14 protein-coding genes are annotated in these 12579 nt (G+C 70.2%); 6 read left to right on the top strand and 8 right to left on the bottom strand.

The genetic code is table 11. The features are described 5' to 3' along the window. The first annotated feature begins 7 nt into the window (after nucleotides 1-7). Complete coding sequence (rplA, locus tag VFF97_RS02980) at nucleotides 8-697, top strand: 50S ribosomal protein L1 (protein WP_325032007.1); 690 nt, start codon at nucleotides 8-10, stop codon at nucleotides 695-697. A gap of 63 nt (nucleotides 698-760) precedes the next feature. Here rplA and VFF97_RS02975 read toward each other — a convergent pair whose 3' ends face one another. Continuing rightward, nucleotides 761-1477, bottom strand: coding sequence for a winged helix-turn-helix transcriptional regulator (locus VFF97_RS02975; RefSeq protein ID WP_325032006.1), 717 nt, complete (start codon nucleotides 1475-1477; stop codon nucleotides 761-763). A gap of 107 nt (nucleotides 1478-1584) precedes the next feature. On the opposite strand from VFF97_RS02975, the gene VFF97_RS02970 reads away from it, so the two are divergent. The 3 genes from VFF97_RS02970 to VFF97_RS02960 all read left to right on the top strand — a co-directional run bounded on the left by VFF97_RS02970 (nucleotide 1585) and on the right by VFF97_RS02960 (nucleotide 4889). Continuing rightward, nucleotides 1585-2724, top strand: coding sequence for an acyl-CoA dehydrogenase family protein (locus VFF97_RS02970; RefSeq protein WP_325032005.1), 1140 nt, complete (start codon nucleotides 1585-1587; stop codon nucleotides 2722-2724). Between the two features lie 87 nt (nucleotides 2725-2811). Further along, nucleotides 2812-3789, top strand: a complete 978-nt coding sequence (locus VFF97_RS02965; protein ID WP_325032004.1) for an aldo/keto reductase — start codon at nucleotides 2812-2814, stop codon at nucleotides 3787-3789. 32 nt (nucleotides 3790-3821) lie between these two features. Continuing rightward, nucleotides 3822-4889: a nitronate monooxygenase gene (locus VFF97_RS02960; RefSeq protein WP_325032003.1), complete on the top strand. Its 1068-nt coding sequence runs from the start codon at nucleotides 3822-3824 to the stop codon at nucleotides 4887-4889. A 15-nt stretch (nucleotides 4890-4904) separates the two neighbouring features. On the opposite strand, the gene VFF97_RS02955 is transcribed toward VFF97_RS02960, so the two are convergent. Beyond that, nucleotides 4905-5180, bottom strand: coding sequence for an acylphosphatase (locus tag VFF97_RS02955; RefSeq protein WP_325032002.1), 276 nt, complete (start codon nucleotides 5178-5180; stop codon nucleotides 4905-4907). A 62-nt stretch (nucleotides 5181-5242) separates the two neighbouring features. Between VFF97_RS02955 and VFF97_RS02950 the strand changes: the two genes are divergently transcribed. Next, a complete protein-coding gene (locus VFF97_RS02950; RefSeq protein WP_325032001.1) occupies nucleotides 5243-5614 on the top strand; it encodes a DUF1801 domain-containing protein in 372 nt (123 codons plus the stop codon). Here the strand turns inward: VFF97_RS02950 and VFF97_RS02945 are convergent. Then, complete coding sequence (locus VFF97_RS02945) at nucleotides 5592-6278, bottom strand: LysE/ArgO family amino acid transporter (protein ID WP_414684214.1); 687 nt, start codon at nucleotides 6276-6278, stop codon at nucleotides 5592-5594. The genes VFF97_RS02950 and VFF97_RS02945 overlap by 23 nt on opposite strands. Before the next feature lie 44 nt (nucleotides 6279-6322). Here VFF97_RS02945 and VFF97_RS02940 point away from each other — a divergent pair, with 44 nt between their 5' ends. Beyond that, the gene (locus VFF97_RS02940) at nucleotides 6323-7225 is read left to right on the top strand and encodes a LysR family transcriptional regulator ArgP (protein WP_325032000.1); all 903 of its coding nucleotides are present in this window, start codon (nucleotides 6323-6325) and stop codon (nucleotides 7223-7225) included. 28 nt (nucleotides 7226-7253) lie between these two features. Here the strand turns inward: VFF97_RS02940 and VFF97_RS02935 are convergent, their stop codons facing one another. From VFF97_RS02935 to fdhA, 5 genes are all read right to left on the bottom strand, one after another. Next, on the bottom strand, nucleotides 7254-8285 hold the full coding sequence (locus VFF97_RS02935; RefSeq protein ID WP_325031999.1) for an NADP-dependent oxidoreductase: 1032 nt from the start codon (nucleotides 8283-8285) through the stop codon (nucleotides 7254-7256). Nucleotides 8286-8414: 129 nt separating this feature from the next. Then, nucleotides 8415-8921: a MarR family winged helix-turn-helix transcriptional regulator gene (locus VFF97_RS02930; protein ID WP_325031998.1), complete on the bottom strand. Its 507-nt coding sequence runs from the start codon at nucleotides 8919-8921 to the stop codon at nucleotides 8415-8417. Continuing rightward, entirely contained in the window at nucleotides 8918-10582 is a 1665-nt protein-coding gene (locus VFF97_RS02925) for an MDR family MFS transporter (RefSeq protein WP_325031997.1), read from the bottom strand. The genes VFF97_RS02930 and VFF97_RS02925 overlap by 4 nt, the downstream gene beginning before the upstream one ends. Before the next feature lie 222 nt (nucleotides 10583-10804). Beyond that, on the bottom strand, nucleotides 10805-11209 hold the full coding sequence (locus VFF97_RS02920) for a heme-binding protein (RefSeq protein ID WP_325031996.1): 405 nt from the start codon (nucleotides 11207-11209) through the stop codon (nucleotides 10805-10807). 40 nt (nucleotides 11210-11249) lie between these two features. After that, nucleotides 11250-12467 carry a formaldehyde dehydrogenase, glutathione-independent gene (gene fdhA, locus VFF97_RS02915; RefSeq protein ID WP_325031995.1) on the bottom strand — a complete coding sequence of 406 codons (1218 nt, stop codon included), beginning with the start codon at nucleotides 12465-12467 and terminating at the stop codon, nucleotides 11250-11252. Between the last annotated feature and the right edge of the window lie 112 nt (nucleotides 12468-12579).

Genomic DNA, 12579 nt, shown 5'->3' with positions numbered 1-12579 from the left:
AAAGAACATGGCTACCAAGTCCAAGGCTTACGAGGCAGCGGTCGCGAAGATCGACCGCACCAAGCTCTACTCGCCCGCCGAGGCCGTCGCCCTCGCGAAGGAGACCGGCTCGAAGAAGTTCGACTCGACCGTCGAGGTCGCGCTCAAGCTCTCGGTCGACCCCCGCAAGGCCGACCAGATGGTGCGCGGCACCGTCATGCTCCCGCACGGCACCGGCAAGACCGCGCGCGTCATCGTGTTCGCGACCGGCCCGGCCGCTGAGGCCGCGATCGCCGCGGGTGCCGACGAGGTCGGCGGCGCCGAGCTCATCGAGAAGGTCGCCGGTGGGTGGACCGACTTCGACGCGGCCGTCGCCACGCCCGAGCTCATGGGCCAGGTCGGTCGTCTCGGCAAGGTCCTCGGTCCCCGCGGCCTCATGCCGAACCCGAAGACCGGCACCGTGACCCCCAACCCGGCCAAGGCCGTGGAGGAGATCAAGGGCGGCAAGATCGAGTTCCGCGTCGACAAGCACGCCAACGTGCACTTCGTCGTCGGCAAGGCCTCGTTCACGGCCGAGCAGCTGAACGAGAACCTCAACGCCGCGCTCGAGGAGATCGTGCGTCTCAAGCCGTCGAGCTCGAAGGGTCGTTACATCCAGAAGGGTGCCGTGTCGACCACGTTCGGCCCCGGCATCCCGCTGGACGTCAACTCCATCTGACGCATCGACGTCGCATTCACGAAGGGCCCCGCCATCCGGCGGGGCCCTTTCGCGTCGCCCCGGTCAGCTCGCGCGTCGACCGGCCGACGCTTCCGCGCGCCGCGCGCGCTCGCGCGTCTGCTCCGCCCACGGGCTCCACAGGAACCACTTCGGCACCGCCGCGGCGAGCCGCGGTGGGCCGTCGACCGTGATGAGCCCCGCGTCGACGGCCTCCTTCCAACGCCGATAGCCCTGGAACACGGATGCCAGGTCGGGAGTCGTCATGGTCACGACGAGGTCGACTTCGTAGCCCGGATGCTGGATGCACACCGACACGGCGCCGCGCTCCAGCACGAACCAGATCGTCTGCGGATCGGGCGCGGTGTGTCGCCACTCGATGACGGTGCGCACGGGCGGGAACCTCTCGGGGTCGACCCGCCGATGCATCCACCACATGAGCGTCGTCGCCTCGACGGTCTCGGGTTCGAAGTCGTCGAAGAGCCACTCGATGGCCCAGCGCCCGAGGCTGTCGATGACGCGCTCGAGGTCGCGGCCCGCAGGGGTGAGGTGGTACTCGCGGCCGTGACCCGAGGGCGACGGCCACGTCTGAAGCACGCCGTTGCGCTCGAGGTGACGCAGGCGCTGCACGAGCAGCGACCGCGAGATCCCGGGCATGGCGCGGGCGATTTCGTTGAAGCGCGTGCTGCCGAGCACGAGCTCGCGCACGATGAGGGGAGTCCATCGGTCGGCGATGACCTCGCTCGCCATCGCGACCGGGCAATATTGGCCGTAATCCGCCATGTCACCATGGTGACTCTCCGCGAGCCGCGCGTGTAGTCCTGAATCTGTACCGGATCGGTCACGATCGTGTACTGGAGGCGGCTCCGCTCCGAGCGGAGTCTGTGGGCATGACCACAACCGATGGCACCACACTCACCACCACCTCCGTCCTCGACCGCGCGAAGGAGATCGGCCCGATCCTGGCCGAGCACGCCGAGCGGCACGACCGGGACGCGACCTTCGTCACCGAGGCGTATGACGCGCTCCGTTCGGCGGGGCTGTTGCGAGCCGCCGTTCCGATCGAGCTGGGCGGCGACGGCGCAACGATCCGCGAACTGGCCGCGCTGCAGCGCGAGCTCGCCCACCACTGCGGGTCCACCGCCCTCGCGAGCGCGATGCACCAGCACCTGACGGCCTTCACGGCGTGGCGGTACCGCCGCGGGCTTCCGGGCGCCGAAGCGAGCCTTCGCCGGGTCGCGGATGAGCAGATCGTGCTCGTGTCGACGGGGGGCGGCGACTTCACGCATCCGTCCGGCGAAGCCGTGGCCGTCGACGGCGGCTACGTCGTCAACGGGCGCAAGCGGTTCGTGAGCCAGGGTCCCGTGGGCGCCGTCATGTCGACCATGTTCACGTACGACGACCCGGAGCGCGGGCTGCGCGTGCTCAACACGACCGTGCCGTTCGCGTCGGAGGGCGTCGAACGCGACCACAACTGGGACACGCTCGGCATGCGCGGCACCGCGAGCGACGACGTCGTGCTGACCGACGTGTTCGTGCCGGCCGAGCGGGTGCTCGCCGACCGGCCGCACGGCGTCGTCGACGGTCCGCTGCAGGTGATCGCGAGCATCGCGTTCACGATCATCGCGGGCGCGTACCTCGGCGTGGCCGAGTCCGCCTACGCCGATGCACTCCGCCACGCGGAGCGTCGCGCGGACGACCCGTCGGTGCAGCGCGCGGTCGGCGTCATGCGGGAGCGCCTGCAGGTCGCGGAGTGGGCCCTCGACGGGGCGCTCGCGAGGATCGGCGACGACCCCGCGCCGTCGTACGACTCGTTCCTCGCGGTCATGACGGCCAAGAGCGTCGTCGCCCGCACGGGCGTCGAGGTGTGCGACCTCGCCATGCAGGTCGTCGGCGGGCCCGCGTTCTTCCGCGGCTCGGTCATCGAGCGCGCGTACCGCGACATCCGCGCCGCGGCGTTCCACCCGCTCACGCCGGAGGCGACGCTCTCCGCCCTCGGCCGCCACGCGCTCGGACTGCCTGCTGAGTGAAAACCCCTCGTCGACGTGCCGCCGGGGAGCGGCAGAATGGGGAATCCCGCGCCCCGCGCGGCACGTCGACGAAGGGTCACACCAGCCATGAAGCACACGCGCCTCGGCTCGTCCGGTCTCCCGATCTCGAGGATCATCCTCGGATGCATGAGCTACGGCGACCCGAACCGGGGTGCGCACGCGTGGTCGATGGGGATCGACGACGCGCGCGCATTTTTCCGCCGGGCGATCGAGGCGGGGATCACGACGTTCGACACCGCGAACGTCTACTCGCTCGGCAGCAGCGAGGAGATCACCGGACAGCTGCTGCGCGAGTTCGCGTCGCGCGACGACGTCGTCATCGCGACGAAGGTCGCGATGCGCATGGGCCCGGGTCCCAAGGACTCGGGCCTCTCGCGTGCCGCGATCATGGCGCAGGCGGATGCCTCGCTCCGCCGCCTCGGCACGGACTACATCGACCTCTACCAGATCCACCGCCTCGACCCCGCGGTTCCGATGGAGGAGATCATGGAGGCGCTCCACGACCTCGTGCGCGCGGGCAAGGTCCGCTACATCGGGGCGTCGTCGATGTACGCGTGGCAGTTCGCGAAGCTGCAGCACACCGCCGACCTCCACGGGTGGACGCGCTTCGTGTCGATGCAGGACCAGTACAACCTCCTCATGCGCGAGGAGGAGCGGGAGATGCACCCGCTGTGTCTGGATCAGGGCGTCGGCGTCATCCCGTGGAGCCCGCTGGCACGCGGCCGCCTCACGCGCGAATGGGGCACCGAGACGGCGCGCACCGCGACCGACGACTTCGGCAACACGCTCTACCACCAGCAGGAGGAGTCCGACCGCGCGATCATCGACGCCGTCGGCGCGATCGCTGGCGAACGCGGAGTCTCCCGGGCGCAGGTCGCGCTCGCGTGGGTGCTCTCCAAGCCGGCCGTGTCCGCGCCGATCATCGGCGCGACGAAGCCGCACCACCTCGACGAGGCGATCGCCGCGGTCGATCTCGAGCTCACCGACGACGAGATCGCGCGGCTCGAGGCGCCGTACGCGCCGCGGATGCCGGAAGGGTTCTGAGCCGGCCGGGCGCCGTAACGAAGAGCCGGCGGATGCCGCATCCGCACTACCGTCGAATCGTGACGGACCTTCGCGACACCCTCGGAATCGACGCCCCGATCGTCCTCGGGCCGTTCGGCGGGCTCTCGTCGATCGAGCTCACGGCGGCGGTGAGCGAGCTCGGCGGGCTCGGCTCGCACGGGCTGTACGGATACACCCCCGAGCGCATCCGCGACACGATCGCGGCGCTGCGCGAGCGCACAGCACGGCCGTTCGCGGTGAACGTGTGGCTCACCACGGGAGATGAGGTGGCCCCGGCCGAGGTCGACCTCGGGCCGCGCATCGCCGAGCTCGCGCCGCTGTTCGAGGAGCTCGGCCTGCCGCTGCCGAATCCGCCCGCCGCCTTCCTGCCCGAGCTCGAGGCGCAGCTCGAGGCGGTGCTCGATGCCGCTCCGGCTGTGCTGAGCGTCGTGTACGGCGTACCGGATGCGCGGTTCGTCGAGGCGGCGCGGGAGCGCGGCATCCGTCTCATCGGCACCGCCACCACCGTCGCCGAGGCCGTCGCCCTCGACGAAGCGGGCGTGGACGCGATCGTCGCAACAGGCGCCGAAGCGGCGGGGCACCGCGTGTCGTTCCTCGCCCCGGCGGAGGAGTCCCTCGTCGGCACGTTCGCCCTCGTGCCCCAGGTGGTGGACGCCGTGCGCGTTCCCGTCATCGCGGCGGGCGGCATCGCCGACCGGCGTGGCGTCGCGGCGGCCTTCGCGCTCGGCGCGTCGGGTGTGCAGGTGGGCACCGCCTTCCTGCGCACCGAGGAGTCCGCGGCGCCGCCGTCGCACCGGCGGGCGATCGCCGAGGCAACCGACACGACCACCGTGCTCACGCGGGCGATGAGCGGGCGGCTCGCGCGCGGCATCCCGAACCGGGCCATGCGGATGCTGGAGGATGCGGAGGTCCTCCCGTTCCCCGCGCAGAACTGGCTCAGCGGGCAGTTCCGCGCTGAGGCGGGGCGCCGCGACATCGGCGATCTCGTGTCGCTGTGGGCGGGGCAGTCGGCGCCGCTCGCGCGGCGGGACACGGCGGCCGAGGTGTTCGCCGAGCTGCTCGCGGGCGTGCCCGGCTGACGCTCGCCCGCGGGATCACTCGGTCGGAAGAACGTCGAACCCGCGCGAGCCGGTGGGTGCGGCATCCGTCACGTTCGCCTCGCGCACGTGCGAGCCGGGCGGTCCTTCGGCCATCCACGCGACCACTTCGTCGACCTGCTCGGGGGTGCCCTCGATCTCGGCCTCGACGCTCCCGTCGCGGCGGTTTCGCACCCACCCGCTCACCCCCGCATCGCGCGCCACCATGCGCATCGTGTAGCGATAGCCGACGCCCTGGACCTCTCCCCGGACGACCACGTGCACGCGCTTCATGCCTCCATCGTGCCGTGACGCGGCCCCTGGGCACGAGGCCGGCGGGGTGCGATGATGCCGGCATGGGCACTGTCGACGACTATCTCGCCTCGCTCGACCCGACCGACCGCGAGGTCATCGCACACGTGTTCGACGTCGCGCGCGAGACGATCCCCGACGTCGAGCAGGGCACGAGCTACGGCATGCCCGCGCTGCTCTACCGGGGCAAGGCGCTCATCGCGGTGATGCGCACGAAGAAGCACATCGGCGTCTATCCCTTCAGCGGACTCGTGCCCGCGCGCATCGCGCCCGCGCTCGAGGGGATCGAGCACGACAAGGGGACGATCCGGTTCCAGCCCGAGGATCCGCTGCCCGACGACACGATCCGCGCGATCGTCGAGGCCCGGCGCGCCGAGATCGAGGACCCGTCGCTCAGGAAGGCAGCACGAGGCTGACCGCGATCGCGAACATCACGACCGCGATCACTCCGTCGAGGATCCGCCACGCGCGCGGCGTCGACAGCCACCGGCTGAGGAAGCGCGCGCCGAGCGCGAGGCCGAAGAACCACAGCACGCTCGCGGCCATCGCCCCGACGGCGAACACCCACCGTGCGTCGCCGTGCGTGTTGGCGACCGACCCGAGCAGGAACACCGTATCGAGGTACACGTGCGGGTTGAGCCACGTGAGCGCGAGGCACGTGAGGATCACCGGAACGAGCCGCGTGCGGCGCTTCGTGGCGGTGGCGGCGGGGGACGTTCCGGATGCCGCGGGTTCGGCGGCGGCATCCGTCTCTGCTCGTGCGTCGAGCACCTGACCGCCCGGCGTGAGCGCGCGCCGCAGCGCGAGGATCCCGTACCCCGTGAGGAAGAGGGCGCCTGCCCAGCGGACGACGTCGACGATCCACGGCACCGCGAGCAGCACGAGACCGATGCCCGAGACGCCGAGGGCGATGAGGACGGCGTCGGATGCCGCGCAGATCGCCGCGACGACGAGCACGTGCTCGCGGCGAAGGCCCTGACGCAGCACGAAGATGTTCTGCGCGCCGATGGCGACGATGAGCGAGAGGCCGAGGCCGAATCCCGCGAGGGCGGAAGGGATCACGCCTCCGACGTTAGGCATCACCGAAGGCGAAGACCAGCTCAGTATTCTTCAGGACCATTAGCATGGCTTACGTGAGGATCTCGCCTGAGCTCGCCGAGACCGTCGCCGTCGCCGTCGACGAGGGGACGCTCGATGCTGCCGCGCGCCGCCTGCACATCACTCCGTCCGCGGTGAGCCAGCGCATCAAGACCCTCGAGGAGCAGCTCGGTCGCACCGTCCTCGTGCGTTCGAAGCCGGTGAGGGCGACGGATGCCGGAGCCGCCGTCGTGCGCCTCGCGCGCCAGCTCGCCCTGCTCGAACACGATGTGCTCGCCGAGCTCGGCGTGGGCGACGAGGGCTCGCGCGCGCTCGTGTCGGTGCCGCTCGCGGTCAACGCCGACTCGCTCGCGACATGGTTCCTGCCCCCGCTCGCGCGGTTGAGCGCGCGGCTGCCCGTCGTGTTCGAGCTGCATCGCGATGACCAGGACTTCACGGCCGGCCTCCTCGAGTCGGGGACCGTCATGGGAGCCGTCACCTCGCGTGCGACGCCGGTCGCCGGATGCCGCGTCAGCAACCTCGGCACCATGCGGTACGAGGCCGTCGCAACCCCCGAGTACCTCGCGCGCTGGCTCCCCGACGGCGTCGAGGCCGGCGCGCTCGCGGTCGCGCCGGTCGTGGAGTTCGACCGCCGCGACGATCTCCAGTCGCAGTGGCTCACGGCGCGCGGTGTCGACGCCTCCGCCCCGCCCCGTCACTACGTGCCGGCGTCGAACGACTTCGCCACCGCGATCAAGCTCGGGCTCGGATGGGGACTGCTGCCGCGGTTCCAGTCGGCCGACGCGCTCGACTCGGGCGCGCTTGTTCCGCTCGGCGGCCCGCCGATCGACGTCGCGCTGCACTGGCAGCAGTGGAATCTGCGCTCGCCGCTGCTCGACGCGGTCGCGGACGAGATCGTGGCGGAGGGGAGGCGTGTGCTGGGGCCGTGAACCCGACCTGCTGAGCGAGCGCGGACGCTCAGTCGTCGCTGATGCGCAGCACGACCTTGCCCCGCGTGTGACCGCGCTCCAGCTCGGTGTGGGCGTCCGCGGCATCCGCGAGATCGAACACCCGGTCGACGTAGACCTGCACCGCGCCGGACTCCAGCAGCCGCGCGATCGTGGCGAGCGCGACCCCGTCGGGCACGACCTTGTACGACGTCGCGCGCACGCCCGCTTCGGCGGCGGCTTCGGCATAGCCGGGCCACGCGCCGGTCGGCACCATGACGTACAGGCCGCCCGGGCGCAGCACGGTCAGCGAGCGCGTGCCCGTGTCGTCGTGCACATTGCCGACGAGGTCGATCACCACATCGACGTCGCCGACGACGTCTTCGAAGCGGGTGGTCGTGTAGTCGACGACGACGGATGCCCCGAGCTCACGCAGCCACGCCGCGTTGCGTCCCGACCCGGTCGCCGTCACGTGCGCTCCGAAGTACGCCGCGAACTGCACGGCGAAGTGCCCGACGCCGCCGCTCCCGGCGTGGATGAGGATGCGCTGGCCCTCATGCGCATGCGCCGTTTCGACGATGAGGCCCCATGCGGTCAGCGCCGCGAGCGGTACGCCCGCCGCCTCGACGTGCGACAGCGAAGGAGGCTTGCGCGCGACCGACAGCGCCGGGACGACGGCGTACTCCGCGTACGTGCCGGTCGTGCGGGGGAACGCCGTCATGCCGAACACCTCCGCGCCCGGCTGCAGCGGGTGCGACTCGTACGGCGACTTCACGACGACCCCGCTGAAGTCGTAGCCGAGGATCGCCGGGTAGCCCTCGATCGCCGACGTGGCTCCCTTGCCGGCGCGTGTCTTCGCGTCGATGGGGTTCACTCCCGCCGCGACGACGCGCACGAGAAGCTCACTCAGGACGGGAGTGGGAACAGGGGCGGATGCGACGCGCAGCGCGTCGGCCGGACCGGGCGCGTCGTACAACACGGCGCGCATGACCTCGGGCGGGTCGGGGACAGGCAGGGGAGGGGCACCCGGGACCGAGGCGGTTCGCAATGGCCGGAATCTCATCGGTCGCTCCTTCCGTTGAGAGTGCGGCACACATCGTTCCCGCTCCGCCCAGTCAACTCCTCGTATGTCTCGGGCGTGTTACACGAGTGCTACCGCGGCGAGAAACACCCGTCACGCGAACCCCATCCGTCACTTCTCGAGCAGGCGTCGCGTCGACTCCAGCTCGTCGAACTCACCCGGCTCTTCGGCCAGGCCGAAGGCGTGCAGCAGTACCGCGAAGCGGCGCACGTCGTCGACACTCCACAAGCGGAGCGCCTCCGCGAGGTCGCTGCGCTCAGGGCTTCGCGACTGCTCGAGGCGCCGGCGACCTTCGTCGGTGAGCGACAGCAGCGACGAACGGCGGTCGTTCGGATCGGGCGTGCGCTCGACGAGCCCGACGTTTTCGAGCCACGCCACCGTGCGGCTCGTGAGTCCCTTGTCGAGCGTGAGCGCCTCGGACAGCGCCGACACCGTGATCGGCTCGTCCCGCGCGATGCGCACGAACACCTTGTACGCCCCGGGGTGCATGCCGGGCTCGATGCGCTCGGCGGCGTCCTGGATCTGCCGGCGGAACCGATTCACGATGTCGCTGAGCTCCGCCTCGAGGACGCGCACCGCCAGGGTGCGCTCCTCGGGGTCGGCGGCGCGCGCGGTCATCGCGACTCGCCCTCCGGCTTCGTCGATCGGGTGGCGGATGCCGCGGCACCCGTGTCGTCATCGGTCGTGTCGACCAGCGTCTGCATGCCCTGCGGCACCGACACCGTCGCGAGGTCGGCCTCGCCGGCTTCGAGCCGCTGGCTCGTTGTCATTCGGGTCAGCGGCTTGTTCGGCAGGAACACGATCGCGATGAGCGAGATCACGGCGAACGGCACGGCGATGAGGAACGACTGGGCGATGCCCTGCGCGTAGATGTCCTCGACGACGATGCGCAGCACCTCGGGCATCTCGGAGACGCGGGGGAGGGTGCCGGACTGCAGCACGTCCATCCAGTGCTGCGCCTTGTCGCCGAGCGACATGATGGCCGTCGCGACGTCGTCCTTGCGGTCGGCGAACAGGCCCGTGACGGCGGATGCCAGCGCGGCGCCCATGATCGACACGCCGACCGTGCCGCCGAGGCTGCGGAAGAACGCGACCCCCGAGCTCGCGACGCCGATCTCGGTCGGCTTGGCGGTGTTCTGCACGACCAGCACGAGGTTCTGCATCGTCATGCCGACGCCGGCGCCGAGCAGGAACATGTACACCGAGACGAGCACGAAGTTCGTGTCGTAGTGGATCGTCGACAGCAGGTACGAGCCCGCGATCAGCGAGAGCGCTCCGATGATGAGATACGGCTTCCAGTGGCCGTACCGCGTGATGAGCGCGCCGACGCCCATCGACGCGATGAGCAGGCCCGCGATCATCGGGATGGTCATGAGGCCCGCCTCGGTCGGCGACGCGCCGCGTGCGAGCTGCATGTACTGGCTGAGGAACACGGATGCGCCGAACATCGCGATGCCCGTCGCGATCGATGCGATCACCGAGAGCGTGAACGTGCGGTTCCGGAAGAGCGAGAGCGGAACGAGAGGCTCCTTCGAGCGCAGCTCGACGATGATGAACAGCGCCGTCGCGACGATCGCGCCGCCGACCATGAGGATCGTCTCGGTGCTCCACCACTCGAACGAGTCGCCGGCGAGCGAGATCCAGATGAGCAGGAGACCCGCGGCGATCGACAGCAGCACGATGCCGAGGTAGTCGATCGACACCTTGCGTCGGGCGATCGGCGAGATGTGGAGCGTCTTCTGCACGATGATGAGGGCCGCGACCGCGACGGGGAGCGCGACGAAGAAGTTCCAGCGCCAGCCCCACGCGTCGGTGATGAGACCGCCCAGGAGCGGACCGCCCACGGTCGCCAGAGCCATGACGGCGCCGAACAGGCCCATGTACCGGCCGCGCTCGCGCGGGCTGATGATGTCGGCCATGAGCACCTGGCTGAGTGCCGCGAGACCGCCCGCGCCGATGCCCTGCACCGCGCGGAAGGCGATGAGCATGCCGGGATCCTGCGAGAAGCCGGCGGCGGCGGTCGCGAGCACGAAGATCACGATCGACAGCTGGTAGAGCACCTTGCGGTTGGTGAGGTCGGCCAGCTTTCCCCAGATCGGCGTCGAGATCGCCGTCGTGAGCAGGGTCGCGGTGATCACCCAGGTGAACGCGGCCTGGTCACCGTCGAGGTCGTGGATGATGACCGGCAGCGACGTCGAGACGACCGTCGAGGCGAGCATCGACACGAACATGCCGAGGATCAGACCGGACAGGGCCTCGAGCACCTGCCGATGGGTCATTGCGGGCTTGGAGCTGCCCGGCGCTGCGTCAGGGGAGGGATTCGACATGAAGCTCTTTTCGAAGCGGGAGGGAACGGATGCCGCGCCGGAAGGGCACGGCCAAGATCGTTGACGAAAGTCAACTATATAGTCAATCGTTGATCTACGTCAACTATTCCCGTTCTTGCGCGCGTGGACGTTTGCGGCGGCCTGCGCGGGTCGCCGCATCCGTCCTTCCGTCTTCTAGAGCGCTGCAGCTCCCGCCTCTGCGACCGTCTGGTCCTGCTCGCCGGAGCCGCCGCTCGCGCCGACCGCCCCCACGACCTTGCCGTCGCGGGTGAGGGGGATGCCTCCCGCGAAGATCGCGACGCCGCGCCCGTGCGCGTTGGTGGTGTGGATGCCGAAGAACTGCTGCGTCGGCTGCGAGTTGTCGCCGAGGTCCTTCGTCGAGATGTCGAACGCGCGCGAGGTCCACGCCTTGCTGATCGAGATCTCGATGCTGCCGATCCACGCGCCGTCCTGGCGCACGTGCGAAACGAGGTTGCCGCCGGCATCGACGACGGCGATGTTCATGGGCTGGCCGATCTCGTCGGCGCGCTTCTCGGCCGCGGCGATCACGCGCCGGGCGTCTTCGAGGGTGATGGACATGGGTGTTCCTTTCGTGGGTGTCGGGTGGGTGTCGGGTGGTTCAGGCCTTGATGTAGCCGTTGGGGTTGAGCACGTACTTGCGGGCGGCCCCCTTGTCGAAGTCGGCATAGCCCTGCGGCGCGTCCTCCAGTGGGATCGGGGTCGCGTTGACGGCCTTCGCGATCTGCACGCGGTCGTAGAGGATCGCCATCATGAGCTGCCGGTTGTAGCGCATGACCGGGCACTGGCCCGTCGTGAACGACAGCGACTTCGCCCACCCGAGCCCCAGTCGCAGCGACAGCGAGCCGACCTTGGCTGCCTCGTCGACGCCGCCCGGATCGCCGGTCACGTACAGACCCGGGATGCCGAGCGCGCCACCCGCGGCGGTGAGATCCATGAGGGAGTTGAGCACCGCGGCGGGGGCTTCGTGACTCGCGTCGGCTCCGTGGACGCGCGCCTCGAACCCGACGGCGTCGACCGCGCAGTCGACCTCGGGCACGCCGAGGATCTGCTCGATCTGGTCCTTCGGGTCGCCCTTGGAGACGTCGACGGTCTCGGCGCCGAACGAGCGCGCCTGGGCCAGGCGGTCCGAGTTGAGATCGCCCACGATGACCACCGCCGCGCCGAGCAGCTGCGCGCCGACGGCGGCGGCGAGCCCGACAGGACCGGCACCCGCGATGTAGACGGTCGACCCGGGCTTGACGCCCGCGGTGTACGCGCCGTGGAAGCCCGTCGGGAAGATATCCGACAGCATCGCGAGGTCCAGGATCTTCTCGAGCGCCTGGTCGCGATCGGGGAACTTCAGCAGGTTCCAGTCCGCGTAGGGCACGAGCACGTACTCGGCCTGGCCGCCGACCCAGCCGCCCATGTCGACGTAGCCGTACGCGCTGCCGGGGCGGTCGGGGTTCACGTTCAGGCAGATGCCGGTCTTGCCCTCCTTGCAGTTGCGACAGCGGCCGCACGCGATGTTGAACGGCACCGACACGATGTCGCCCACCTCGATGAACTCCACGTCGGGGCCTGTCTCGACGACCTCACCGGTGATCTCATGACCGAGCACGAGCCCGACCGGAGCCGTCGTGCGCCCGCGCACCATGTGCTGGTCCGAGCCGCAGATGTTCGTCGCGACGGTTCGCAGGATCGCGCCGTGCGGCACCTTCCGGCCGACGTTCGCGGGATTGACCCCCGGGCCGTCCTTGAGCTCGAATTCGGGGTAGTCCGTGTCGATGACTTCGACGACTCCGGGCCCCTTGTAGGCCACAGCTCTGTTCGCAGACATCCTCGTCCTTCCTCGCGGCCGAGGTCTTCCGAGGGTCGGCCGCATCGCCGATTCGGGGCGCGCCGGTGCGCCTCGGCATCAGCCTTTACCTCTGCGTGTGGCGTCGCAATAG

The organism is Microbacterium sp. (genome assembly GCF_035687345.1).
GTDB lineage: Bacteria > Actinomycetota > Actinomycetes > Actinomycetales > Microbacteriaceae > Microbacterium.
This window is presented reverse-complemented; position numbering and strand designations above follow the sequence as displayed.

Excerpts from the sequence above, each read along its gene's own strand:
- rplA (WP_325032007.1), top strand. The coding sequence starts at position 8 with ATGGCTACCAAGTCCAAGGCTTACGAGGCAGCGGTCGCGAAGATCGAC.
- VFF97_RS02975 (WP_325032006.1), bottom strand. The coding sequence starts at position 1,477 with ATGGCGGATTACGGCCAATATTGCCCGGTCGCGATGGCGAGCGAGGTC.
- VFF97_RS02970 (WP_325032005.1), top strand. The coding sequence starts at position 1,585 with ATGACCACAACCGATGGCACCACACTCACCACCACCTCCGTCCTCGAC.
- VFF97_RS02965 (WP_325032004.1), top strand. The coding sequence starts at position 2,812 with ATGAAGCACACGCGCCTCGGCTCGTCCGGTCTCCCGATCTCGAGGATC.
- VFF97_RS02960 (WP_325032003.1), top strand. The coding sequence starts at position 3,822 with ATGCCGCATCCGCACTACCGTCGAATCGTGACGGACCTTCGCGACACC.
- VFF97_RS02955 (WP_325032002.1), bottom strand. The coding sequence starts at position 5,180 with ATGAAGCGCGTGCACGTGGTCGTCCGGGGAGAGGTCCAGGGCGTCGGC.
- VFF97_RS02950 (WP_325032001.1), top strand. The coding sequence starts at position 5,243 with ATGGGCACTGTCGACGACTATCTCGCCTCGCTCGACCCGACCGACCGC.
- VFF97_RS02945 (WP_414684214.1), bottom strand. The coding sequence starts at position 6,278 with ATGCCTAACGTCGGAGGCGTGATCCCTTCCGCCCTCGCGGGATTCGGC.
- VFF97_RS02940 (WP_325032000.1), top strand. The coding sequence starts at position 6,323 with ATGGCTTACGTGAGGATCTCGCCTGAGCTCGCCGAGACCGTCGCCGTC.
- VFF97_RS02935 (WP_325031999.1), bottom strand. The coding sequence starts at position 8,285 with ATGAGATTCCGGCCATTGCGAACCGCCTCGGTCCCGGGTGCCCCTCCC.
- VFF97_RS02930 (WP_325031998.1), bottom strand. The coding sequence starts at position 8,921 with ATGACCGCGCGCGCCGCCGACCCCGAGGAGCGCACCCTGGCGGTGCGC.
- VFF97_RS02925 (WP_325031997.1), bottom strand. The coding sequence starts at position 10,582 with ATGACCCATCGGCAGGTGCTCGAGGCCCTGTCCGGTCTGATCCTCGGC.
- VFF97_RS02920 (WP_325031996.1), bottom strand. The coding sequence starts at position 11,209 with ATGTCCATCACCCTCGAAGACGCCCGGCGCGTGATCGCCGCGGCCGAG.
- fdhA (WP_325031995.1), bottom strand. The coding sequence starts at position 12,467 with ATGTCTGCGAACAGAGCTGTGGCCTACAAGGGGCCCGGAGTCGTCGAA.